Source organism: Halomicrobium katesii DSM 19301 (assembly GCF_000379085.1).
Lineage (GTDB): Archaea > Halobacteriota > Halobacteria > Halobacteriales > Haloarculaceae > Halomicrobium > Halomicrobium katesii.
The window spans coordinates 629,493-653,789 of sequence record NZ_KB905378.1 but is presented as its reverse complement, the minus strand read 5'-3'; the positions used below and the strand labels follow the sequence as shown (position 1 = coordinate 653,789).

Sequence of the window (24,297 nt, the reverse complement as noted above, 5' to 3'; positions counted from 1 at the left end):
GCATAGTTTCTGACGACGCGGCGACCGGCCCGGCGTTCGATAGCTACTGCAGACGGACTTGGCAAGGGTTAAATGCGTTCCGCTAATAACGACCTGTAGTATCTCGTGACAGCCACCTTCTCCACTCGCCGGCAACAACACACATGGTAGACGTAAGCCAACACGAACTCGTTCCAGACCACAGCATCGTCGACGAGGACGTTCTCGACGACGTGCTCGAGGAGTACAACATCAAAAAGACGGACCTGCCGAAGATCAAACGCACCGACCCGGCCACCCCCGACGAGGCCGAGGTCGGCGACGTGATCAAGATCGTCCGTAATTCGCGAACGACCGATCAGGCAGTCGTGTATCGACTGGTGGTGTCCTGATGGACGTCAACGACCGACGCGCGATCTCTCGGGAGTACTTCTCGCGGGAGCGCCTGGCGGAGCATCACTTCCGATCGTTCAACTCCTTCCTCGACCGGGGCATGCAGCAGGTCGTCGACGAGAAGGAGACGATCGAGACCGACATCGGCGACAAGGAGGGCCAGGAGCCGGTCTTCGTCGAACTCGGTGACGTGCGCGTCGTCACGCCTCGGGTCCGTGAGGCCGACGGCAGCGAGGAACTGCTCTACCCACAGGAGGCCCGACTGCGAAACATCACCTACTCCGCGCCGGTCTTCATGGAGATGGCGATCGTTCGGGGCGGCGACGAGGAAGAGGAGGTCGTCGTCGACCAGACCGAGACCAAGATCGGCCGGATGCCGATCATGGTCGGCTCGAACAAGTGTAACATCGACGGGTTCACCGACGAAGAGCTGATCGACATCGGCGAGGACCCCGCCGACCCCGGCGGCTACTTCTGTGTCAACGGCTCGGAACGAGTCCTGATGACCAGCGAGGACCTCGCGCCCAACAAGATCCTCGCGGAACACGACACCAAGTACGGCGACGACGTGCAGGTCGCCAAGACCTTCTCCCAGCGCCGTGGCTACCGTGCCCTCGTCCTCTGTGAGCGAACCCGCGACGGCATCCTCGAAGTCTCCTTCCCGAGCGTCTCGGGTTCGATCAACTTCGTGACTCTCGTGCGTGCGCTGGGCCTGGAGTCCGACGAGGAGATCGTCCACCGCGTCAGCGACGACCCGGAGATCGTGAAGTTCATGCTGGAGAACCTGGAGGCCGCCGACGTCCAGACCACCGAGGGCGCGATCGAGACGCTGGGCGAGCGCGTCGCCTCCGGCCAGGGCAAGAACTACCAGCTCAAGCGAGCCAACTACGTCATCGACCGCTATCTCCTGCCCCACCTTCACGAGGAGGGCGTCGACGAGGAGGACGTACGCATCAACAAGGCCTTCTACCTCTGCCGGATGGCGGAAGCCTGCTTCGAGCTCGCGCTCGGTCGGCGCGACGCGGACGACAAGGACCACTACTCCAACAAGCGCCTGAAGGTCAGCGGCGACCTGATGAAAGACCTGTTCCGGACCGCGCTGAACAAGCTGGCACGCGACGTGAAGTACCAGCTCGAACGGGCCAACATGCGCAACCGTCAGCTCTCGGTGTCGACGGTCGTTCGGTCGGACGTGCTGACCGAACGGCTCGAACACCCGATCGCGACGGGCAACTGGGTCGGCGGCCGCTCCGGCGTGAGCCAGCTGGTCGACCGGACCGATTACATGGGCGTGCTCTCTCACCTGCGCCGCCTCCGTTCGCCGCTCTCTCGGAGTCAGCCTCACTTCGAGGCGCGTGACCTGCACGCGACCCAGTGGGGCCGGATCTGTCCGTCAGAGACCCCCGAAGGACCCAACTGTGGTCTGGTGAAGAACTTCGCGCAGGCGATGGAACTCTCTCAGAACGTCGAAGACGAACAGGATCTCAAACAGGAACTCGCCGACATGGGGGTCCAGGGGATCCCCGGAATCGAGCGAATCGAGCAGCCAGCGGACGATTAAATCATGAGTCAGGGACGCGACGCCAAAGTGTACGTCAACGGCAGTCTGGTCGGGACACATCCCGACCCCGAACAGCTCGCAGATCAGATCCGACAGGCCCGCCGACGCGGGGACGTCTCGGAGATGGTCAACGTCTCCGTCAAGGATCGGACGGACGAAGTCATCGTCAACGCCGACGCCGGCCGGGCCCGTCGCCCGCTGCTGGTCGTCGAGGACGGCGAACCACTGATCACGGAATCGGAGGTCCAGCAGGTCAAAGACGACGAACTGGGCTTCGAGGAACTGGTCGAACGCGGCGTCGTCGAGTTTATCGACGCCGAGGAGGAGGAGGACATCCTCGTCGCAGTCAGCGAGGAGGACGTGACCGACGACCACACCCACCTCGAAGTGGACCCACAGCTGATGTTCGGGATCGGTGCCGGGATGATCCCGTATCCGGAACACAACGCCTCGCCCCGGATTACGATGGGGTCGGGGATGATCAAGCAGTCGCTGGGGCTGCCGAGCGCGAACTACCGGATTCGTCCGGACACGCGCCAGCACCTGCTGCACTACCCGCAGCTGTCGATGGTCAAGACCCAGACCACGGAACAGATCGGGTACGACGACCGCCCGGCGGCCCAGAACTTCACGGTCGCCGTGATGAGCTACGAGGGGTTCAACATCGAGGACGCACTCGTGATGAACGAGGGCTCGGTCGAGCGCGCGCTCGCTCGCTCGCACTTCTTCCGGACCTACGAGGGTGAGGAACGGCGCTACCCCGGCGGTCAGGAGGACCGCTTCGAGGTGCCCGACGACGAGGTGCGGGGCGCACGCGGTGAGGAAGCCTACACCCACCTCGACGAGGACGGACTGGTCAACCCCGAGACCAACGTCAAGGAAAACGAGGTCCTGCTGGGCAAGACCTCGCCGCCGCGGTTCCTCGAAGAGCCAGACGATATGGGCGGTCTCAGCCCCCAGAAGCGCCGTGAGACGAGCGTCACGATGCGCTCTGGCGAGAGCGGGGTCGTCGACACGGTCACGCTGATGGAAGGCGAGGACGGCTCGAAGCTCTCGAAGGTCTCCGTGCGTGACGAGCGGATCCCCGAGCTCGGGGACAAGTTCGCCTCTCGGCACGGACAGAAGGGCGTCGTCGGTCACCTGGCCCCCCAGGAAGACATGCCCTTCACCGAGGACGGCGTCGTGCCCGACCTCATCCTCAATCCACACGCCCTGCCGTCGCGGATGACGGTCGGCCACGTACTGGAGATGCTGGGCGGGAAGGTCGGCGCACTCGAAGGTCGCCGTGTCGACGGCACTGCCTTCACCGGCGAAGACGAGGCGGAACTGCGCGGCGCACTGGAGGACCGTGGGTTCAAGTCCTCGGGCAAGGAGGTCATGTACTCCGGCGTCACCGGCGAGAAGGTCGAAGCAGAGATCTTCGTCGGGACGATCTTCTACCAGAAGCTGTACCACATGGTCTCGAACAAGCTCCACGCCCGTTCACGCGGGCCGGTGCAGGTGCTGACCCGTCAGCCGACGGAAGGGCGTGCCCGCGAGGGCGGCCTGCGCGTGGGACACATGGAACGGGACGTGCTGATCGGCCACGGGGCGGCGATGGTCCTCAAGGAACGGCTCCTCGACGAGTCCGACCGCGAGTGGATCAAGATCTGTGGCGAGTGTGGCATGGCCGCCGTCGAGAACGTCGAGCAACGCCGCATCTACTGCCCCAACTGTGAGGAAGAGACCGACATCCACGAGGTCGAGATGCCGTACGCGTTCAAGCTCCTGCTCGACGAGATGAAGGCGCTCGGAATCGCACCGCGCATCGAACTGGAAGACGCAGTCTAACGATGAGTGCACAACAGACACCCAAATCGATCAGTTCCATTAGCTTCGGGCTGATGGATCCCGAGGAGTACCGCGACATGAGCGCCACGAAGGTCATCACGGCCGACACCTACGACGACGACGGGTTCCCGATCGACATGGGACTGATGGACCCGCGTCTGGGCGTGATCGACCCCGGTCTGGAGTGTAAGACCTGTGGCAAGCACAGTGGGTCGTGTAACGGCCACTTCGGTCACATCGAACTCGCAGCGCCCGTCATCCACGTCGGGTTCAACAAGCTCATCCGACGCCTGCTGCGCGGGACCTGTCGGGAGTGCTCGCGGCTCTGTCTCGACGAACGCGAACGCGAGGAGTTCGAGGACCGCCTCGAACGATCCGAGGAGCTGGGCAAGGACGTCAACGACGTGACGAAGGCCGCGATCCGGCAGGCACGCAAGAAGGACCGCTGCCCGTTCTGTGGCGAGCCCCAGTACGACATCAAACACGAGAAGCCGACGACCTACTACGAGGTCCAGGACGTGCTCTCCTCGGAGTACTCCCAGCGGATCGTCGCCGCGATGGAGCCCGACGAGGAGGCCGGCCGCGAACGGACCACGCCGTCGGAACTGGCCGACGAGACGGGTATCGACCCCTCTCGCGTCCAGGAGATCATCTCCGGGGAGTTCCGACCCCGACAGGACGACCGTCGGGCCATCGAGTCGGCGCTGGACGTGGACCTCACCGAGGAAGACGAGAACAAGCTGATGCCCAGCGACATCCGGGACTGGTTCGAGGACATCCCGGACGAGGACGTCGAGGTGCTGGGCATGAAGCCCGCCCGTTCTCGACCCGAGTGGATGATCCTCACCGTCTTGCCCGTGCCGCCGGTCACCGCGCGACCGTCGATCACGCTGGACAACGGCCAGCGCTCGGAGGACGACCTGACCCACAAGCTGGTCGACATCATCCGGATCAACCAGCGGTTCATGGAGAACCGCGAGGCCGGCGCGCCCCAGCTGATCATCGAGGACCTCTGGGAACTGCTGCAGTACCACGTCACCACGTTCATGGACAACGAGATCAGCGGTACGCCGCCGGCCCGCCACCGCTCTGGCCGGCCGCTGAAGACTCTCTCTCAGCGCCTGAAAGGCAAGGAAGGTCGCTTCCGTGGCTCGCTGTCCGGGAAGCGCGTGAACTTCTCGGCCCGGACGGTCATCTCCCCGGACCCGACCCTGTCGCTCAACGAGGTCGGCGTCCCCGACCGCGTGGCCAAGGAGATGACCCAGACGATGAACGTCAACGAGCGCAACCTCGACAACGCTCGTCGCTACGTCGCCAACGGCCCCGAGGCCCACCCCGGTGCCAACTACGTCAAGCGGCCCGACGGCCGCCGACTGAAGGTCACCGAGAAGAACTGCGAGGAGCTGGCCGAGAAGGTCGAACCGGGCTGGGAAGTGTCCCGTCACATGATCGACGGCGACATCATCATCTTCAACCGTCAGCCGTCGCTGCACCGGATGTCCATCATGGCCCACGAGGTCGTGGTGATGCCCTACAAGACGTTCCGGCTCAACACGACGGTCTGTCCGCCGTACAACGCGGACTTCGACGGCGACGAGATGAACATGCACGCCCTCCAGAACGAGGAGGCCCGTGCCGAGGCTCGCGTGCTAATGAGAGTCCAGGAGCAGATCCTCAGCCCGCGCTTCGGTGAGAACATCATCGGCGCGATTCAGGACCACATCAGTGGGACCTACCTGCTGACTCACACCAATCCGGAGTTCAACGAGACCCAGGCACTGGACCTGCTGCGTGCGACCCGGATCGACGAACTCCCGCCCGAATCCGGCGTCGACGACGACGGCACGCCCTACTGGACGGGCCGCGACATCTTCTCGGAGCTGCTGCCAGACGACCTCGATCTGACGTTCACCAGCGAGGCCGGCGACGACGTGATCATCGAGGAGGGGCAGCTCGTCGAGGGGACCATCGACGACAGCGCAGTCGGTGGGTTCGGCGGCGAGATCGTCGACATCATCACCAAGGAGTACTCCAACACCCGCGCACGTATCTTCGTCAACGAGATCGCCGCACTGGCGATGCGCTCGATCATGCACTTCGGGTTCTCGATCGGGATCGACGACGAGTCCGTTCCCGAGGCCGCGGAGGCCCAGATCACCGAGGCCATCGACAACGCCTACGACCGCGTCGAGGAACTCATCGAGACCTACGAGCGGGGCGAACTGGAGTCGCTGCCCGGCCGGACGGTCGACGAGACCCTCGAAATGAAGATCATGCAGACGCTTGGCAAGGCCCGTGACTCCGCCGGTGACATCGCCGGAGACCACTTCGACGACGACAACCCGGCTGTCGTGATGGCCGAGTCCGGCGCGCGTGGGTCGATGCTCAACCTGACCCAGATGGCCGGCTGTGTCGGCCAGCAGGCGGTCCGTGGCGAGCGGATCAACCGCGGCTACGAGGACCGCACCCTGTCACACTTCAAGCAAAACGACCTCTCCTCGGACGCCCACGGCTTCGTGGAGGCGTCGTACCGCTCCGGACTCAACCCCAAGGAGTTCTTCTTCCACGCGATGGGTGGCCGCGAGGGGCTGGTCGACACGGCGGTCCGGACCTCCAAGTCCGGTTACCTCCAGCGCCGTCTGATCAACGCGCTCTCGGAACTGGAGGCCCAGTACGACGGCACCGTCCGGGACACCTCGGACAACATCGTCCAGTTCGAGTTCGGCGAAGACGGTACCTCGCCGGTACAGGTCTCCTCGAACGAGGAGACGCCGGTCGACGTCGAGGAGATCGCGGACAGCGTTCTCGACGCCGAGTTCGAGTCCGAGAGCATCAAAAGCGAGTTCCTCGGTGAACGCACCGAACCCACCAACCTGTCGGAACACACCGACGACTGGTGGATGGCGGAGGGTGACGACTGATGACACGAGCAAACGTAACCGACGACATCGAGGCGATCGTGGAGGATACGGACCTCCCGCGACGGCTCAAAGACGACGTGTACAGTACGATCGAAGAGCGCGACGTGACCGTCGAGGAGGCGGACCAGATTGCCAAGGCCGTCCAGTCGCGCTACCAGGAGACCCGCGTCGATCCGCTGGACCCGGTCGGGACCGTCTCGGCGCAGTCCATCGGCGAGCCCGGTACCCAGATGACGATGAACACGTTCCACTACGCGGGGGTCGCAGAGATCGACGTGACCCAGGGACTGCCGCGGCTCATCGAGCTGGTCGACGCCCGGAAGACGCCCGACACGCCGATGATGACGGTCCACCTCGAAGACGAGTACGCGACCGATCGGGAGAAGGCCCACGAGGTCGTCTGGAAGATCGAGGCCACGCGCATCCTCGCGCTGGGTGACATCTCGACCAACGTCGCGGACATGCTCGTCCAGATCGACCTCAACGAGGAGACGCTGATGGAGCGGTGGCCCACCGTCGACCAGGTCGAGGACGTGGCCGAGGAGATCGCCGAGACCATCGAGTCGAAGCTGGCCGTCCAGACCCGCCAGGCCGGCACGATGATCGAGTTCGGCCCCGAAGAGCCGTCGTATCGCGACCTCCTCCAGCTCGTCGAGGAGCTTCGCGAGGTCGTCTTCAAGGGGATCGAGGACATCTCCCGCGTGGTCATCCGGAAAGAAGAGACCGACGAGGGCGAGGAGTTCGTCCTCTACACCGAGGGGTCGGCCTTCGGCGACGTGCTCGGGATCGAGGGGATCGACGCCTCCCGGACGACGTGCAACAACATCCACGAGATCTACCGCAACCTCGGCATCGAGGCGGCCCGCGAGACGCTGATCAACGAGACGATGCACACGCTCGAAGAGCAGGGGCTCGACGACGTGAACATCCGGCACCTGATGCTGGTCGCCGACATCATGACCAACCGCGGCGAGATCGAGTCGATCGGTCGCCACGGTATCTCGGGCAACAAAGAGAGCGTCCTCGCGCGTGCGGCCTACGAGGTGACGGTCAACCACCTGCTTGACGCCGCGATCCACGGCGAGGTCGACGTGCTCGAAGGCGTCATCGAGAACGTGATCGTCGGGAAGCCGGTCCAGCTGGGCACCGGCGACGTGGACCTCCGGATGGGTGCGAGCCAGGACTGATGCCCGTCGAACTCTCGGACGAAGCGCGCCGGCTGATCGCGCTGTTCGAGACCGAGACAGACGTGACTGTCCGGGACTGCCTGATCGACGACGACAACGACCGCGTGATCTACGTCGTCAAGGCCGGCGAGATGGCCGACGCGATCGGTCCCGGCGGCGTCGTCGTCGACCGCATCGAGTCGAAACTCGACCGCGCGGTCAAGCTGATCGAGGACGCCGACACGGCTGGCAACTTCGTCGCCAACGCGCTGGCACCGGCCGCGGTGTACAACGTGACGATCTCGGAGAACGACGACACCATCGCCTACGTCGAGGTCGCACAGGAGGACCGCGGCGTCGCGATCGGTGCCGACGGGAAGAACATCGACGCCGCCCGCCGGCTCGCGAAGCGTCACTTCGACGTGGACGGTATCGAGCTGACGTAGACCCGATCCGCCTCGGCCGGTGACGACGCACGTCTCAACGACCGTGGACGCTTTCTGGCGACGCTGTCGGCTGGTCCCGTCAGACACCGGAGCGAAGCTGCGACAGCCGACCGCTCGCGTCGTCTCTTTCACCGCCCGCGTGCGAGTCGCTACCACCCGTTCTCCGTCCGTTTCGCGCCGACGAAAGAGGAGTCTTAAGTAGCTCCGAGGGATACGCAAGGCTATATGGCGAACGGCAAATACGCCGCACGCAAACTCAAGAAGGACCGCCAGAACCACCGGTGGTCCGACTCTGACTACGCGCGCCGCGAGCGCGGGCTGGGCCAGAAGTCCGACCCGCTCGAAGGTGCGCCCCAGGGTCGAGGGATCGTGCTCGAGAAGATCGGTATCGAAGCGAAACAGCCCAACTCCGCGATCCGGAAGTGTGTCCGGGTCCAGCTGATCAAGAACGGCAAGCAGGTCTCGGCGTTCTGTCCCGGCGACGGTGCGATCTCCTTCATCGACGAACACGACGAAGTGACGATCGCCGGCATCGGTGGCGCGAAGGGTCGCGCGATGGGTGACATCTCCGGGGTCAACTACAAGGTCGAGAAGGTCAACGGCGTCTCGCTCATCGAACTGGTTCGCGGTAACGCGGAGAAGCCGGTGCGATAACATGTCGGCAGACGACGCTCCCGAGCCGGACGCACCTGCCGGCACCGACGACGAGGCAGCCCCCGCACAGCTGTTCGGCGAGTGGAACGTGACCGAGATCGAGTTCTCGGACCCATCGACCGAGCGCTACGTGACGGTGACGCCGATCGCCCACACGATGGGTCGACACTCCGAAAAGCAGTTCAAGAAGTCGGAGATCAGCATCGTCGAGCGACTCATCAACCGCCTGATGCAGACTGACGAGAACACGGGCAAAAAGCAGCTGGCGACCACCATCGTCAAGAACGCCTTCGAGACGATCCACGAGCGCACCGAGGAGAACCCGGTGCAGGTGCTCGTCGAGGCCGTCGAGAACAGCGCTCCGCGCGAGGAGACCGTCCGCCTGAAGTACGGTGGCATCTCCGTCCCGAAGGCCGTCGACGTCGCGCCCCAGCGCCGCGTCGACCAGGCACTGAAGTTCCTCGCCGAAGGCGTCTACGGCGACTCGTTCAAGACGACGACGGACGCCGAGGACGCGCTCGCCCAGCAGCTCATCGGCGCGGCCAACAACGACGTCCAGACGTACGCGGTCAACCAGAAAGAAGAGAAAGAACGCGTCGCGGCCGCAGCCCGGTAATCCTCTCTGCGCGCAGTTTTCTCTGACACGCCCCGTTCGACTGCCAGCCGTGGCTATGTCACGTCGCACGGGCGGGACGTTCGTCACGGACGGCTGCCAGCACTGGCGGTCACCGTCGCGACGGCGTCGTAAACCACGGGGTATATCTCCGTTGACGTAGCAGGGCACGATATGGCACAGCAACACGATTCTGTCGCCCTCGTCGGCGACGAGACGGTCGAGCACTTCGCGACGGCGGTGCTGTTGGCGGCGTTGACGGCGGCGCTGGCACAGGTATCGATCCCGCTGCCGGGATCGTTGCCGCCGTTCTCGCTCCAGCCCTTCGGGGCCTTCTTCGCCGGGCTCTTGCTGGGGCCGCTGTGGGGCGGGCTGGCACTCGCGCTGTACATCCTCGTCGGTATCGCGGGCGCTCCCGTCTTCTCGAACGCGAACGCGGGACTTGGCTACGTCCTCGTCGGGCAGGGGACCGGGGGCTTCCTCGTGGGGTTCCTGCTCGGGGCCGTCGTCGCCGGTGGGATCGCTCACCGGCAGATCACTCCCCGGTCCCTGGAGACGATCGGCGTGGCGACCCAGGTCCTCGCGTTGGTGGCCGCGGTCGTCGTCATCTACGCCGTCGGCGTCCCCTGGATGTCCTGGGCCCTCGGACTGCCGGTGCAACGAGCCGCCGCGACCATGGCACCGTACGCTCCCTTCGACCTCCTGAAGATCGCCGTCGCGATCGCGATCGTGCGCGGTGGCTACCTAGTCCGTGAATGATCGCCGTCAGGGGCCTGACCGCTCGTCGGGGTGACGTGGTCGTCCTCGACGACATCGATCTGCGGATCGACGACGGCGAGAGCGTCTTGCTGGTGGGGCCCAACGGCTCCGGCAAGACGACGCTCGTCCGGCAGTTCAACGCCCTGTTAACGCCCGACGAGGGGACCGTCGAGGTCGACGGCCGCGACGCACACGACGATCCAGTCACAGCCCGGACGAGCGTCGGCATGGTGTTCCAGCACCCCCGCGACCAGTTCGTCGCCGCCACCGTCGGCGCGGACGTGGCATTCGGACCGGAGAACCTCGGCCTCGAACGGTCGGAAATCGACGACCGCGTCGATCGTGCGCTCGCCGCGGTGGGACTCACCGGTGAGCGCCAGCGGCGGATCGCCGACCTCTCCGGCGGGGAGCAGGCCCGAGTGGCCATCGCCGGGGCGCTCGCGATGGAACCCGCTCACCTCGTGCTCGACGAGCCGCTGACGGGCCTCGATCTGGCGGCGCGTCGCTCGGTCCTCGAACACCTCGAAACGCTTTCCGACGGCGGGACCAGCGTCGTCGTCGTCACGCACGATCTGCGGGACCTGACCGATATGGCCGACCGCATCGTGGCTCTGGTCGACGGCGAGATCGCACTCGACGGGCCGCCCTCAGCGGTGCTCGACGAACTGGATGGACTCGGCGTCCGTGATCCGCGATGCTGAGCTATCGACCCGGCGAGACGTTCGCCCACCGGCTCGATCCGCGGTCGAAGCTGTGTTTTCAGGCCGGGTTCGCCGTCGCCGCCTTCGCGGACACGTCCCTCTCCTGGCTGGCCGGCGTCTACGCGCTGGCCGCGCTCGCACTGCTCGCCGGTCGACTCGATCCCCGGCGGGTCGTCCGGGCCTACTGGGTCGTCTTCCTCGTGCTCGCGCTGGGGCCGGTGATCGCCGGCATCGCGGTGGGACCGCCGTGGTTTCGGGTCGAACCGGCCCTGACCTCGCTTCGGGCCGTCGCCAGAGTTCCGCCGGTGCTGGCCGTCAGTGCCGTCTACGTTCACACGACGCCCGTGCGCGGAACGCGGGCGGCGATCGAGCGTCTCGTCCCGGGACGAGCGGGCCAGTTGCTCGGCGTCGGCACGGGGCTGGTCGTCAGGTTCTTCCCGCTCGTCGTGTCCGATCTCCGGCGGATCCGGACGGCGATGGTGGCCCGCGGCGGGGCCAACCGGCCGGTGACGGACCGGGCACGACGACTCGCGGTCCAGGGGATCGATCGGGCGATGGCTCGCTCCGACCGGCTGGCAGTCGCGTTGCGGGCCCGCTGTTTCGCCTGGAACCCGACGCTGCCGGCGCTGACGTTCGGTCGGATGGACTATCCGGTCGCCGGGATCGGTGTCGTGTTGGCGCTGTCGCCGCTCGCTCAGTCGGCGGCGCTGTCGCCGTTGCTCGCGACCGCGTAGGCTCGGGTCACGTCGACCAGCGCCTTGCGGTACTCGCTCTCGTCGGTGTCGCGAGCCAGCGTGCGGAACCGCCGTTTGAACCCCTCGAAACTGACGTGTGGTGCGTCCTCGGCGGCGGCGTGAGCGAGATCGTAGATCGGATGATCCGGGTCGACGAGGGCGTGGCGCTCGACCAGCGCCAGCGCGAAGGCGGCGTTGACGGCGTTGATGTCGGGGTCGGTCGCGGGGGTCAGCCGGTCCCAGGCTCCCCGATCTCGCGGGGTGTCCGCGACGGCGGCCGCGAGACTCGATTCGAGGAAGGCGACGAGCTTGTCCGACGGTACCACGTCGAGCCACACGTCGTCGGCGTAGATGTCTTTCATGTGGTTGGCGATCTGGTAGCAGTGCGAGAGGGTGCGTCGTTCGACGCTCTGGCCCGCCAGTGCCAGGTAAATCGCCTCTCGCGTCGATTGGGTGTGTGAGGGGTGGGCTTCTTCGTAGCGGTGCATGTGCGCGAATTCGTGCAGCGTCAGCTCGCGGGCCATCGCGCTCGTCGCCGCCTGCCGTGAGATCGTCAGACAGTGGCTCTCCTCGTCGTGGCTCACGCGAGTCCGTTCGTCCGGATCCTCGCGGACGCGGACCGTCACGTCGCCGTCGATCTCGTACTCGGTGGCGAACAGGTCGGCGGCACTGAGAAACGGCGCGGCTGGACCACCCCGAACGTGCACGTCCATGTGTGCTCCTACCACGGACTCTCGGCGTATGAGGCTGTCGGCCGTCCCAACGATCGCCGCCAGCGCGGATCGACGCCCGGCGCATGTCGGTTCTCGAGCGCAGCTCCTCGACGGCGGAACACACCGTCTCGGTCTCGTCGTCGCAGTCTCCCTGGCGGGCTCCGGTCTCCGTGCTCCGAATTGACGCACTCAGACCGAAACAGCACTCTTTTGACGGTGCTGTTGATACTGTACCGTATAATGGGCCGACGTAAGAAAATTGTACAGGAGTGCGAGACACTGATGAACACGCCGGAGCAGATCCGGAACATCGCTATCGCGGCACACGTCGACCACGGGAAGACGACGCTGACGGACAATCTGCTGGCCGGTGCCGGGATGATCTCGGACGACACCGCGGGCGAGCAGCTCGCGATGGACACCGAAGAGGACGAGCAGGAGCGTGGGATCACCATCGACGCGGCGAACGTCTCGATGACCCACGAGTACGAGGACACCAACCACCTCATCAACCTCATCGACACGCCGGGCCACGTCGACTTCGGTGGCGACGTGACCCGAGCGATGCGCGCCGTCGACGGCGCGCTCGTGGTGGTCGACGCGGTCGAGGGCGCGATGCCCCAGACCGAGACCGTCCTCCGACAGGCGCTCCGAGAGGGGGTCAAGCCGACGCTGTTCATCAACAAGGTCGACCGACTCATCTCCGAGCTGCAGGAGGGACCCGAGGAGATGCAAAAGCGCCTGATGAGCGTCATCGCCGACGTGAACGAGCTCATCCGGGGCATGACCGAGGAGATGGACGACATCGACGAGGACTGGACGGTCTCCGTCGAGGAGGGGACCGTCGGGTTCGGCTCGGCGCTGTACAAGTGGGGCGTCTCGATGCCCTCGATGCAGCGCACCGGCATGGACTTCGGCGACATCATGGACCTGGAGCGGTCGGACAAGCGCCAGGAACTCCACGAGCGGACGCCGCTCGCCGACGTGGTCCTGGACATGGTCTGTGAGCACTTCCCGAACCCCATCGACGCCCAGCCCCGTCGTATCCCGCGCATCTGGCGTGGCGACGACGAAAGCGAGGTCGCAGAGAGCATGCAGTTCGTCGACGAGGACGGCGAGGTCGTCCTGATGGTCACCGACATCGGCGTCGACCCCCACGCCGGCGAGATCGCCGCCGGTCGCGTCTTCTCCGGGACTCTGGAGAAGGGCCAGGAGCTGTACGTCTCGGGGACTGCGGGCAAGAACCGCGTCCAGAGCGTCGGGATCTACATGGGCGGCGAGCGCGAGGAAGTCGAAGAAGTCCCCGCGGGCAACATCGCCGCAGTCACCGGCCTCAAGGACGCCATCGCCGGTTCGACCGTCTCCAGCGTCGAGATGACGCCCTTCGAGTCCATCGACCACATCTCCGAGCCGGTCATCACGAAGTCCATCGAGGCCAAGAACATGGACGACCTGCCCAAGCTCATCGAGACGCTCCGACAGGTCTCCAAGGAGGACCCGACCATCCAGATCGAGATCAACGAGGACACCGGCGAGCACCTCATCTCGGGACAGGGCGAACTCCACCTCGAAGTCCAGACCCAGCGGATCGAGCGCAACCAGGGCATCCCGGTCAACACCGGCGAACCGATCGTCGTCTACCGCGAGGCACCCCAGCAGCCCTCCCGCGAAGTCGAGGGCATCTCGCCGAACCGCCACAACCGCTTCTACATCAGCGTCGAACCCCTCGAACAGGACATCGTCGACGCCATCAAGCTCGGCGACGCCTCCATGGACATGCCCGAACTGGAGCGCCGTGAAGCGCTGCAGGAAGCCGGCATGGAGAAAGACACGTCCCAGAACGTCGAGCACATCCACGGGACGAACGTCTTCATCGACGACACGAAGGGGATTCAGCACCTCAACGAGACGATGGAGCTGCTGATCGAGGGCCTCGAAGAGGCGCTCAACGACGGTCCGCTGGCCGCCGAGCCGGTCCAGGGATCGCTCATCCGCCTCCACGACGCCCGCCTCCACGAGGACGCCATCCACCGCGGTCCCGCACAGGTCATCCCGGCCATGCGCGAGGCCGTCCACAACTCGCTGATCGACGCCGAGATCCGCCTGCTGGAGCCGATCCAGAACGTCCGCATCGACGTGCCCAACGCGCACATGGGCGCGGCCTCCGGCGAGATTCAGGGCCGTCGTGGCCGCGTCGACGACATGTACCAGGAAGGCGACCTGATGGTCGTCGAGGGCGTCGCGCCAGTCGACGAGATGATCGGCTTCTCGTCGGACATCCGCTCGGCCACCGAGGGCCGCGCCTCCTGGAACACCGAGAACGCCGGCTTCCAGGTCATGGCCGACAACCTCCAGCCGGACAAGATCGACGAGATCCGCACGCGGAAGGGCATGAAGCTCGAACTGCCCGAGACGATCGACTACTTCTAAGCGACCACCTTTTTCCCGCTCGGGTTCGCGCTCTGCGCGAACCGCTCGCGGCAAAAACGTGGTCTTGCCGAGCGTGGCGAGGTGGTTCGAGAGACGCTGCTCTCGTCATCACGAAAATCGGAGATTTTCGAGCGACAAGGCTCGGGAGAGCTTGCTCTCCCGGTGGCGAAAAAAGCGCGAATCGCCGCAGCGATTCGCGTGAAACTGCGGCCTTCGGCCGCGGTATGCTTGCTGCTTGCTGACTCTTTGATCAGTACTCGGACATGCAGAAGGCGTTGCCTTCGGGATCTTCATACGGAAAGTTGTAGGTCTTTACCAGATCGACCGCACGCCGTCGTGCGGTCGACTGGGTAAACGACTACAACCGTCCGTATCAAGCACCGTCCACTCGGCGGTCGTCCCGTCGTGGTGTTCCGTCTTCGTCTCGCGGACGGTCGCCCCGAGTTCGCGGAGTCGCTCGACGCTCTGGGCTCTGTCTTCGACCGACAGATCGAGATGGAGCGCCATCCGCCACTTCGTGCCGGCCTGCAGTCGCTTGAAGAGGAGATCCGGGCCGTCGCCGGGGCGGTCGACGAGTGCCGTCTCGGGGACTTCGGTGTCGCGGCGTTCACCGTCGAGCGCGGCTTCCCAGAACGTCGCCAGTCGCTCCGGCGCGTCACAAGCGAAGGTAATAAAATGTAGCTCTGTCATGCACAGCAATCATTGCGCCGGGGAAAAAAGGCTGTCGACACCGGTATCGATCACCGCTCTCGTCGGGAACGGTGTCGCCGCTCGGGCTCGGTCGACTCCGTCGTCTGTGCCGGACCGCGTGTCGTCGCGCCCGTGATGACGAACGCCGCGCCATCGGCGTCGGGATCGAGCGAGACCGTCCAGCCGTGGGCCTCGGCGAGTTGCTGGACGATCGACAGGCCCAGCCCGGTCCCCTCGTCGCCGGTCGTGTAGCCGTGTTCGAAGATCCGCTCGCGCTCGTCCTCGGGGATGCCGGGGCCGTCGTCGGCCACGTAGAACCCCTCGCCGGTCAGTCCGACCTCGACCGTGACTTCGTCGCCGACATGGTCGATGGCGTTGCGAAACAGGTTCTCCAGCAGGCGCTGGAGTCGCGTCTCGTCGGCGTCGACAGTGCCCTCGCCGGACAGTTCGAGCGTCGCCGACCGGGTGTCGACGGTCGACCAGGCGGCCGAGACGACCGACTCGAAGTCGACGGCCTCGGTGTCGGTCACCGGGTCGGCGTTGTCGATCAGCGCCAGAATGTCGTCGATGATCGTCGCCATCCGGTCGAGGGACACCTCGACTTTGTCGAGGTAGGTCAGCGCCGCCGCGACGTCGAAGGCCGCGTCGTCGTCGGGATCGACGCCCTCGATCGCCATCTGGAGGTACCCCGTCGCGACGTTCAGCGGGTTCCGAAGGTCGTGAGAGACGGTGCTGGCGAACTGGTCGAGCTGGTCGTTCTTGCGTTCGAGCTCCCGCGAGCGGCGTTCGAGCTCCGTCGTCTCGACGAACCGGACGACGTGGCCGATGACCCGCGTCGTCTGCGTGGTGACGTACTCGGTGTAGACGAGGAAGTGCCGTGGTCCCCGCTGTGCGGTCTCGGTCGTGTTCCGGAGCGTGTCCCACTCGGTCGTCTGGGGATCGATCGCGATCGCGGTCCGTTCTCGGTCGCCGTCCAGCTGTTCGCTCCCGAGTTCGTCGAACCGATCCAGGAATCCCTCCGCTCCGTCGAGCGTCCCGAACAGCCCCTCGGCGGCGGCGTTCGTCGTGACGACGGTGCCGTCGGTGTCCAGCAGGACGACGGCGTCGTCGATGTCGTCGAGGATCTCCTCGCGTGCGACGACCTCGATGCGGCGCAGGCCGTGCTCGACCAGCGCCAGCGTCGTCAGGAAGAAGAACCCGGCGTACCCGATCGCCGTGTAGTCGTACTGGGGGACCACTCCGCCCACGCGAAACTGGAGCGCGATCACTACGATCGCGATCGAGACCGCGATCGAGAGGACGATCGCCGGCCACCACGCCGGCCGGAACCCCGTCGTCACCGCGTGCGCGAGCAGGCCGGCGGCGGCGACCAACAGGACGGCGTTCACCCCCAGCAGGCCGAACCCGAGGACGCCGCGCTCGACGACGACGTGGGTGAACGGGACCGACACCCGCCGGACGGCGTCGAACACCAGTCCGTGGGCCGGGTCGGTCGCGATCGCGATCGCCGCCACGGCGACGAGGCCGCCCATCGCACGACGCGCCCGGTCGGACCCCACTCGCTCGACACCGGCGTAGCGGCCGGCAAAGCGCACGAAAAGCACCAGCACCCCCAGTTCGAGGAGCGGGTTCAGCGCGACCAGCACCTCCAGGATCGGCCAGAGCTCGCCGACGAGCCCGTGGACGACGTCCGAGGCCAGCCGGGCCCCGAGCACGACGAGGGTGAGCGCGAACAGCTGGGCCCCCCTCGTCTGTCGGGTTCGCGTGATCCAGTAGGCCAGACTGACGGTGACGAGGGCCATCGTGGCAAACAGCAGGAGGTGCTGGGTCTGTAGCGACGGGGCGTAGTCGAACCGCAGCTCCGACAGCGCCGTCGCGACCGCTCGGGACAGCCCGCCGTCGGTCATTCGTCGGGTCCCTCCGTTTCACAACCGCTGACGACGACACGCGTTCCGGTCGCGCCGTCGTCGAGTGCGATCTCCCACCCGTGGGCGGCGGCCCGCTGTCGCGCCATCGTGAGCCCGAGACCGGCCGCCGCGTCGCGGGTCGTCACGCCCGCTTCGAACGCGCGGTCTCGGACCGACGAGTCGATACCCGGGCCGTCGTCGGCCACGTAGAACCCGTCGTCGTCGAGGCCGACGCGGACGGTGACTCCCTCGCCGCCGTGCTGGATCGCGTTCCGGACCAGCACGGCGAGGAGCCGATCGAGGTGCTCGCGGTCGGCGCTGATCTCGCCGGTCGCCTCGACCGAGAGGGTGGCCTCCTCCGGATCGAAGCGGTCCCAGACCGACTCGACGATCGCACCGAACGAGACCGGTTCCGGATCGGTCTGCAAGTCTCGGTCGCGAGCCAGTCCGAGGATGTCTTCGACGAGCTGGGCCATCCGGTTCAGCGCGGCATCGATCGAACCGAGCGCGGTCGTGAGCGCTCGCCGGTCCACCGCCTCCGGCTCGTCGGCGTCCTCCAGCACCGCTCGCACGCGCTCCGTCTCCTCGCGTGCCTCGGCCAGCGGGCCGCGGAGGTCCTGCGTGACAGCGCCCGCGAACTGATCGAGCTGCTCGTTGCGACGCTCGAGCTGGGACATGTGGCGCTTCAGCGCCGTCACGTCGGCGAACCGGACCGTGTAGCCGATCACGTCGCTGGTCTCGGTGGTCACTGCCCGCGCGTTGACGATGAAGTGGCGTCGCTCGGTGTCGAGGGGGTCGCCGTGGCCTTCGGCGGCCCCGTCCGGTTCTGTCCCGTTCGCTCCGGGCTCTGTCGTCTCGCTGCGTTCACTCGCTCCCGCCGCCTGACTGTCCGTCCCGTTCGAGTCTCCGTCCGTCCGGTCGTCACTGTCGGTCGGCGGCTCGGCGTCGGTTCCGCGGTCGGTCTCCCATCGATCGACCTGCAGGCTCATCTCGCGGGTGACCGTCTGGTCGACGGTCGGGCGCGCCAGCGGCTCGGAGAAGACGGCGTCGAACGAGCGGCCGGTCGACAGCTCCGGGACGATCTCTTCGGCGGCCCCGTTCCACTCGACGACCCGCCAGTCGTCGTCGAGGATGACGATCGCGTCGTCGAGGTCGGCGACGATCGAGCGCTGCCCGCTTGGCTTGAGCCGCTGGAAGCCGTAGCCGAGCAGCGAGACGGTCGTCGCGAGCAGGAAGTAGTTGACGCCGGTCGCGCTGTAGTCGTAGCCGGTCACCGGTCCCAGTTCCAGCACGTCGAGGGCCGCGATGCCGACCGCGACGGCGAGTCCGGTCCCGATGACGGCGACCGGTCGCCAGGCTCCCCGCGGCGAGCCGACGACGAAGGTTCGAGCGACGAGCACGCCCCCGGCAGCGATCAGCCCGGTCGCGAGCGCGAACAGGAGCCAGCCGACCGGACCGACGCTGGCCGTCACGTAGGTGAAGGGGCCGGCCGCGACGGCCGCGTCGGTAAAGACCTGTCCGTGGATGGGGTTCGTCAGGACGGCGGTGGCTCCGACTGCCCCGAGCACGCCGAGGGCCAGTTTCGCGTGTCGGGTCCTGCGCTCGCCGATGTCGGCGTACTGGACGGCGAAGCCGGCAAACAGCACCGCCGTCGCGAACTCCAGCAGGAGGTTGAGCGTCGCTAACGGGGCTTCGACGCCGACGAAGCCGTCGAGCACGATCTGTGTCAGATCGCTCGTCGCTCGCACGGAGGCGACGACGAGGACCAGCGCGAGCAAGCGCGTCTCGGGGCCCCGACGGGCGACCACGAGCCACAGGGCGAGTCCCCACAGCGACACCGTCAACGGGAGCAGGCCGCCGACGTGCTGGGTCTGTGGCGTCGGCTCGTAGGCCACCAGCTCGCCGGTCCACTCCGGGACGGTAAATTCCGTGGCGTTCGCGGGCGTCGCGGTTGGAGTCGCAGTCTGGGTTCTGTCCGGCGTCGGAGTCGGCGTCGCAGTGTCGTCGCCAGCCGACGAACCGCCCGTGGCCGAGTCGCTGTCCGGTGGCGTCTCCCGCGCGGTCGGTGTCGCGGTCTCCGTCGCTGTCTGTGTCCGTGTCGTGGCGTTCGTCGCGGTCGGAGTCGCGGTGTCAGTCGCAGTCTGTGGCGCGGTGTCCGTCGCCGTCGCGGCCGGCTGGACGGTCGACGTGGCCGTCGCCGTCTGTGTCGACGCGTACCGCAGATCCACGTTCCGGTGTCCCGCAGGCAACTGGAGGTCGACCGTGTTGCCGGTACTGACGGTTCCGGTCGTCAGTTGCGTCCCGCTGTCGGCGTCGACGGCCTCGACGGTGCGTCCGGCCGAGAGATCCCCGTCTTCGACCGTGATCTCGGCGGGCGCGCTGGCGTTGTAGGCCAGATCGACGCCGCTGGCCGAGCGTGCGTACTGAAACGGGCCGTAGCTCAGGTTCACCAGCGAATCGCGAACGACGACGGTCTCACCGGCGTCCGGCGTCACCCGGAGCGATGCACTGGTGGGTTCGATCGAGCGCAGGCAGACGCCGTCGTCGGTCGCCGCGACGATGCGAAGCGACGCGGTGTCGGTCGCACTGACCGTGACGTTCGGGAACGCGAGCGTGGTGTCGTCGACGAACGGATTGCCGTCCAGCGTCTCGCCGTCGTACACCGCTTCGAGGCCGCTGTCGGCCGCGAAGACGGCTCCCTCGCTCCCCGGCTGACAGTCGAGGCCTGAGACGCCGGCCGCACCGGCCGACAGCGGGACGAGTCCGCTCCAGACGAGGACCGCGACGACCGCTCCGGCGACGACCGCGCGACGAGTGAGTGATTTCATGTGATTCGGTCATCCCGGCTGTCGCTGCGGTCGGTGTGGTTCGCCGCCGCGGTCCCGCGTTCTCTCTTGTCGACGGTGACGGACCCGCCGGCTTCGTCGGCCAGCTCCCCGAGACCACGCCGCGACGGCGTCGATAGCTCTCTCAGTCGCTACGAGTCCGTTCGGAGTCATAAGCATTGGCTGCTGTTGTCAATCGAGATATCACTCTGCAACCGTCCTGCAAGGATCGGACAGCTGTCGCGCAGTCTCACTCACCCTGTTGTACGAGCGTTTCGATGTCGTCGAGTCGCGACTCCAGTTCGTCGATGCGTTCGTCTTTCCGTTCGAGTTCGCCCGCCAGCTCGTCGACTCGCTCGTCTCGGTCCGCGAGCCGATCTTCGAGCTCGCCGATGCGTTCGTCTTTCCGTTCGAGTTCGCCCGCCAGTTCGTCGGCCCGATCCGCGAGTCCCTGGATCGCCGCCAGAGCGACGCCGTCGGCGTTGATGGAGTTGATGTGGCGTTCGCTCTCTCCGAGACCGAAGGCGTCGTCGAACGCTTCGGCCGTCGGACCCATGTGCTCGACTCCGGCGGCCTCGCCGTCGCTGGTCTTGTACTCCCAGGTGGCCACGTCCAGCGAGCGGACGCCGTCGAGGACGCCCTCGGGATCGATCGGCTGGAAGTTCGTCTTCGCCGCTCTGGTCGACGTCGCCGTCCACCCGGTCGACCCGCTCGGAATGTAGGTCGTTCCGGCCCCGTTGACGATGCGAGCACCGTTTTGCGCCCTGACGTGGAACGTGTCGTTACCGGTCACGCCGGAGCCGTTGTAGTCGGCGTCGGACGCGAAGTCGGCGTCCTGACTGTCCGCCCAGACGAACGCCCCGGCGTCGTTGGCCGCCGCGCGACGGCCGGCCGCCAGCGAGTGGCTCCCAGCGGCCGTGTTGCTCTGGCCGCCGGGAACCGCCGCGTCCGGTCCCGTGGCGCTGTTGTTCTGCCCGCCGCCGACGGTCGACTGGTCGCCGCCGGCCGTGTTGCTGTTCCCGCCGCCGACCGTCGCGTGCTGGCCCGACGCGGTGTTCGTCGACCCGCCACCGATCGTCCCGTACCGGCTGCGCGCACTGTTGGAGTAGCCACCCGCGACGGCCGCGTAGTTAGCCGAACTGGTGTTGTCGTTGCCGCCACCGACGGCCGCGGATTTGGCCGACGCGGTGTTTGCCGTTCCTCCGGCGATCGTCGCGTACTCGCTCGAAGCGGTGTTGCTGTAGCCCCCGCCGATCGTCGCGTGGGCCGCCGTCACCGGATCGCCGTCGTCGCTCCCGACCGTGTTGTTCTGGCCGCCGCTGATCGTCCCGTAGTTGTCGTAGGCGACGTTCTCGTGACTGTTGGTCGGGCTGCCGCCGCCGCCGACCGCGACGCCGGTCGCCCCGTCACCGATCTGTGCGTACTGGCCCAGCAGGACGTTGCCCGCGGCCGTCTCGGCGTTTCCGTCGGTTCCGGTCGGTGTGAGCCGGGCGACGCGGGTGGTGCCGACGAAGGCCTCGAACGCCGTCGCCGTCGTGGTCCCGATCCAGGGCGTCACGACCCGCGGATTGCTGACGCCACTCAGATCGATCCCTCTGTACGAGCTGGTCGGTTCGAGGAGGTCGTCCGCGTCCGGGTCGCTCCACACCGACGAGCCGGCCGTCGCGTCGATCGTGACCGCTCCGCTGGCGCTCGACAGCGAGACGTTCGTGCCCCCGACGAGCGATCGGAACTGCAGGTCGCCGTCGGTCGTCCCGGTGTAGAGGTCGGTGCCGGAACCCGTACTCGTCGCGCCGCTCACGTCGGCCGACAGCGAGCCACTGTCGATCCCCAGTCCCGGCCCCAGCAGCGAACTCACCGCCGTGTTGCCCGTCAGGCCGCCGTGGAGCTGCTGGGCGTAGACGGTCGCGACCGGATCCGTGTCGGTCCCGAGCTGTCCCTGTGGATCCGCCCGCGCCTTTCCGACGGCGTAGCTGCCGACGCCGACCAGTCCCAGCCCCTTCAGTACCGTCCGGCGCGTCAGTCCGTCCTCTCCCTCCGGCCCGTCGTCCGCCGCCGCGACCATCGCCTCCAGTCGCTCTACCCGCCGCCGGAGGTCGTCCGTCGTCATCGCACTGTCTCCCGTAGCCGCTGGCCGCGTGGTGTCGATTCGTCTCGGTTTCCTCCCTGCCCGTGATTTCGGACCCGTCTCTCCGTGGTCGTCGTTCGCGCCATCCCTGTGAAGAGTTTCCAAGCAGCATGATGAATGTTCCGCCAAAAGCCTCAAGTGTTCGGTCCGGAGTCGGCCGGTTCTGGCAGCACTGTCCGTCAGATCGATCTCGTGGCAGCCGTCTCACCGTCGGCACGACTCTCCCTGGCCGGGTGGGACGCTGGCTGTCGACGGCGAACGGACGGTTTCTTATAGCACGCAGTTCGTGTGCTTGCACAATGAGCGGCAGTATCCAGCAGGAGGTGAGCGGTCGATGAGCGACTCGCAGGACGAGGTTCGAGCCTACACAGTCCGGCTCGAACTGGTCGACGAACCCGGCGAACTGCTCCGGGCGCTCCACCCGATCGCCGACAACGGCGGCAACCTCCTCTCTATCTTCCACGAGCGTGGGAACATGACGCCACGGGGACACATCCCCGTGGAGGTCGACCTGGAGGCCACGCCCGAGCGGTTCGAGGACATCGTCGAGGCCCTCCAGGCGGAGAACTTCAACATCATCCAGGCCGGCGCAGAGCGCTACAGCGAGGCGCTGACGATCGTCCTCTCGGGTCACCTGGTGAACACGGACCTCTCTCACACGCTCTCGCACATCCAGGAAGCCACCGAGGCGACGGTCACCGACCTGTCGCTGTCGGCCCCGGAAGGCACCGAGGACGTATCGAGCGCACGCCTCCGTCTCGCCACCGAGGCGGGCAACGCCGACAACGCGCTGGCGGCGGTCCGAGAGATCGCCGCCGAGAAGGAGTTGACTGTCGTCGAGCCGCTGACGGCGGGTGGTGACGCGTGAAACTCGCAGTCCTGGGTGCCGGTGCAGTGGGGCGATCGGTCGCGGAACTGGCGGGCGATTACGGTCACACCGTGACCGCGCTGGCCGACTCCAGTGGAGCGGTCGTCGACGGCGACGGAATCGACGTGGACGCGGCCCTCGCTGCCAAAGAGGCCGACGGGACGGTCGGATCGGCCCGGCCCGAGACCGCTCTCGAAGCGGAGTACGACGCCCTCGTCGAGGCGACGCCGACGACGCTCGGCGACGCCGAGCCCGGCTTCGGCCACGTCGAGGCCGCACTGGAGCGAGACCGTCACGTCGTCCTCGCGAACAAGGGCCCCGTCGCAGAACGCTACGCCGACGTGCGCGCGCTCGAACGCGAGAGCGCGGGCGATGTGCTCTTCGAGGCGACCGTCGGCGGTGCGATGCCCGTCCTGTCGACGATCGACGACTTCGACCCCGAACACATCACCGCGGCGCGGGGCGTCCTCAACGGGACGGCGAACTTCATCCTCTCGCGGATGGCCGCCGAGGGGCTGGGCTACGAACACGTCCTCGCCGAGGCCCAGGATCTCGGCGTCGCCGAGGCCGATCCCACGTTCGACGTCGAGGGCACCGACGCCGCCCTGAAGTGTGTCATCGTCGCGAACGTCCTCGCGGGCGAGCGACGCGAGTACACGCTCGACGACGCCACGGTCGAGGGGATCAGTTCGATCCCCGGCAGCGCCCTCGAACTCGCACAGGAAGACGGCCGCACGATCCGCCTCATCGGCGAGGTCGCCGACGGCGACGTTCGCGTCGGACCGCGGCTGGTTCCGGAAAACGCCGCGCTCTCCGTCTCCGGGACGCGCAACATCGTCCAGCTCGAAACGGAACACGCCGGGCGACTCAACATCTCGGGCCGCGGTGCCGGCGGCCCCGAGACGGCGAGTGCGGTCCTGGCCGACGTCGGGCGACTCCCCGAGGCGTAGCCGATCTCCCGTTCTCGCGGCCCGGCCGG

19 protein-coding genes are annotated in these 24,297 nt (G+C 66.8%); 14 read left to right on the top strand and 5 right to left on the bottom strand.

Annotated elements, in window-relative coordinates; all coding sequences use genetic code 11:
- Positions 1–143 precede the first annotated feature (143 nt).
- The 11 genes from HALKA_RS0103355 (at position 144) to HALKA_RS0103305 (ending at position 11,757) form a co-directional block, all read left to right on the top strand.
- A complete protein-coding gene (locus tag HALKA_RS0103355; protein WP_012808043.1) occupies positions 144–371 on the top strand; it encodes a DNA-directed RNA polymerase subunit H in 228 nt (75 codons plus the stop codon).
- A complete protein-coding gene (locus HALKA_RS0103350) occupies positions 371–1,933 on the top strand; it encodes a DNA-directed RNA polymerase subunit B'' (protein WP_018256663.1) in 1,563 nt (520 codons plus the stop codon). Before HALKA_RS0103355 ends, HALKA_RS0103350 begins: the two co-directional genes overlap by 1 nt.
- A gap of 3 nt (positions 1,934–1,936) precedes the next feature.
- On the top strand, positions 1,937–3,763 hold the full coding sequence (gene rpoB / locus HALKA_RS0103345) for a DNA-directed RNA polymerase subunit B (RefSeq protein WP_018256662.1): 1,827 nt from the start codon (positions 1,937–1,939) through the stop codon (positions 3,761–3,763).
- Positions 3,764–3,765: 2 nt separating this feature from the next.
- On the top strand, positions 3,766–6,684 hold the full coding sequence (locus HALKA_RS0103340; RefSeq protein WP_026190134.1) for a DNA-directed RNA polymerase subunit A': 2,919 nt from the start codon (positions 3,766–3,768) through the stop codon (positions 6,682–6,684).
- Positions 6,684–7,871 carry a DNA-directed RNA polymerase subunit A'' gene (gene rpoA2 / locus HALKA_RS0103335; protein WP_012808039.1) on the top strand — a complete coding sequence of 396 codons (1,188 nt, stop codon included), beginning with the start codon at positions 6,684–6,686 and terminating at the stop codon, positions 7,869–7,871. The genes HALKA_RS0103340 and rpoA2 overlap by 1 nt, the downstream gene beginning before the upstream one ends.
- Positions 7,871–8,296 carry a NusA-like transcription termination signal-binding factor gene (locus HALKA_RS0103330; RefSeq protein ID WP_018256660.1) on the top strand — a complete coding sequence of 142 codons (426 nt, stop codon included), beginning with the start codon at positions 7,871–7,873 and terminating at the stop codon, positions 8,294–8,296. The genes rpoA2 and HALKA_RS0103330 overlap by 1 nt, the downstream gene beginning before the upstream one ends.
- A gap of 225 nt (positions 8,297–8,521) precedes the next feature.
- Positions 8,522–8,950 carry a 30S ribosomal protein S12 gene (locus tag HALKA_RS0103325; protein WP_012808037.1) on the top strand — a complete coding sequence of 143 codons (429 nt, stop codon included), beginning with the start codon at positions 8,522–8,524 and terminating at the stop codon, positions 8,948–8,950.
- A gap of 1 nt (position 8,951) precedes the next feature.
- Positions 8,952–9,566, top strand: coding sequence for a 30S ribosomal protein S7 (locus tag HALKA_RS0103320; RefSeq protein ID WP_018256659.1), 615 nt, complete (start codon positions 8,952–8,954; stop codon positions 9,564–9,566).
- 171 nt (positions 9,567–9,737) lie between these two features.
- Positions 9,738–10,322, top strand: coding sequence for a biotin transporter BioY (locus HALKA_RS0103315; RefSeq protein ID WP_018256658.1), 585 nt, complete (start codon positions 9,738–9,740; stop codon positions 10,320–10,322).
- Positions 10,319–11,023 (top strand): energy-coupling factor ABC transporter ATP-binding protein, encoded by a 705-nt coding sequence (locus HALKA_RS0103310; RefSeq protein ID WP_018256657.1) that lies wholly within the window; start codon positions 10,319–10,321, stop codon positions 11,021–11,023. The genes HALKA_RS0103315 and HALKA_RS0103310 overlap by 4 nt, the downstream gene beginning before the upstream one ends.
- Positions 11,017–11,757, top strand: a complete 741-nt coding sequence (locus HALKA_RS0103305; RefSeq protein ID WP_018256656.1) for an energy-coupling factor transporter transmembrane component T family protein — start codon at positions 11,017–11,019, stop codon at positions 11,755–11,757. Before HALKA_RS0103310 ends, HALKA_RS0103305 begins: the two co-directional genes overlap by 7 nt.
- Here HALKA_RS0103305 and HALKA_RS0103300 read toward each other — a convergent pair.
- The gene (locus HALKA_RS0103300; RefSeq protein ID WP_018256655.1) at positions 11,718–12,470 is read right to left on the bottom strand and encodes a DUF5781 family protein; all 753 of its coding nucleotides are present in this window, start codon (positions 12,468–12,470) and stop codon (positions 11,718–11,720) included. The two genes, HALKA_RS0103305 and HALKA_RS0103300, sit on opposite strands and share 40 nt — an antisense overlap.
- A 240-nt stretch (positions 12,471–12,710) precedes the next feature.
- Here HALKA_RS0103300 and HALKA_RS0103295 point away from each other — a divergent pair, with 240 nt between their 5' ends.
- Positions 12,711–14,900 (top strand): elongation factor EF-2, encoded by a 2,190-nt coding sequence (locus tag HALKA_RS0103295; RefSeq protein ID WP_026190133.1) that lies wholly within the window; start codon positions 12,711–12,713, stop codon positions 14,898–14,900.
- Positions 14,901–15,212: 312 nt separating this feature from the next.
- Here HALKA_RS0103295 and HALKA_RS0103290 read toward each other — a convergent pair whose 3' ends face one another.
- The 4 genes from HALKA_RS0103290 to HALKA_RS0103275 form a co-directional block, all read right to left on the bottom strand.
- A complete protein-coding gene (locus tag HALKA_RS0103290; protein ID WP_018256653.1) occupies positions 15,213–15,590 on the bottom strand; it encodes a VOC family protein in 378 nt (125 codons plus the stop codon).
- A 50-nt stretch (positions 15,591–15,640) separates the two neighbouring features.
- A complete protein-coding gene (locus tag HALKA_RS0103285) occupies positions 15,641–17,497 on the bottom strand; it encodes an ATP-binding protein (RefSeq protein WP_018256652.1) in 1,857 nt (618 codons plus the stop codon).
- Entirely contained in the window at positions 17,494–20,325 is a 2,832-nt protein-coding gene (locus HALKA_RS0103280; RefSeq protein WP_018256651.1) for an ATP-binding protein, read from the bottom strand. Before HALKA_RS0103280 ends, HALKA_RS0103285 begins: the two co-directional genes overlap by 4 nt.
- Positions 20,326–20,572: 247 nt before the next feature.
- Positions 20,573–22,432, bottom strand: a complete 1,860-nt coding sequence (locus tag HALKA_RS0103275; protein WP_018256650.1) for a tail fiber domain-containing protein — start codon at positions 22,430–22,432, stop codon at positions 20,573–20,575.
- Positions 22,433–22,784: 352 nt separating this feature from the next.
- On the opposite strand from HALKA_RS0103275, the gene HALKA_RS0103270 reads away from it, so the two are divergent.
- Positions 22,785–23,318 carry an amino acid-binding protein gene (locus HALKA_RS0103270; protein ID WP_012808026.1) on the top strand — a complete coding sequence of 178 codons (534 nt, stop codon included), beginning with the start codon at positions 22,785–22,787 and terminating at the stop codon, positions 23,316–23,318.
- A complete protein-coding gene (locus tag HALKA_RS0103265; RefSeq protein WP_018256649.1) occupies positions 23,315–24,268 on the top strand; it encodes a homoserine dehydrogenase in 954 nt (317 codons plus the stop codon). Before HALKA_RS0103270 ends, HALKA_RS0103265 begins: the two co-directional genes overlap by 4 nt.
- Positions 24,269–24,297: the final 29 nt, after the last annotated feature.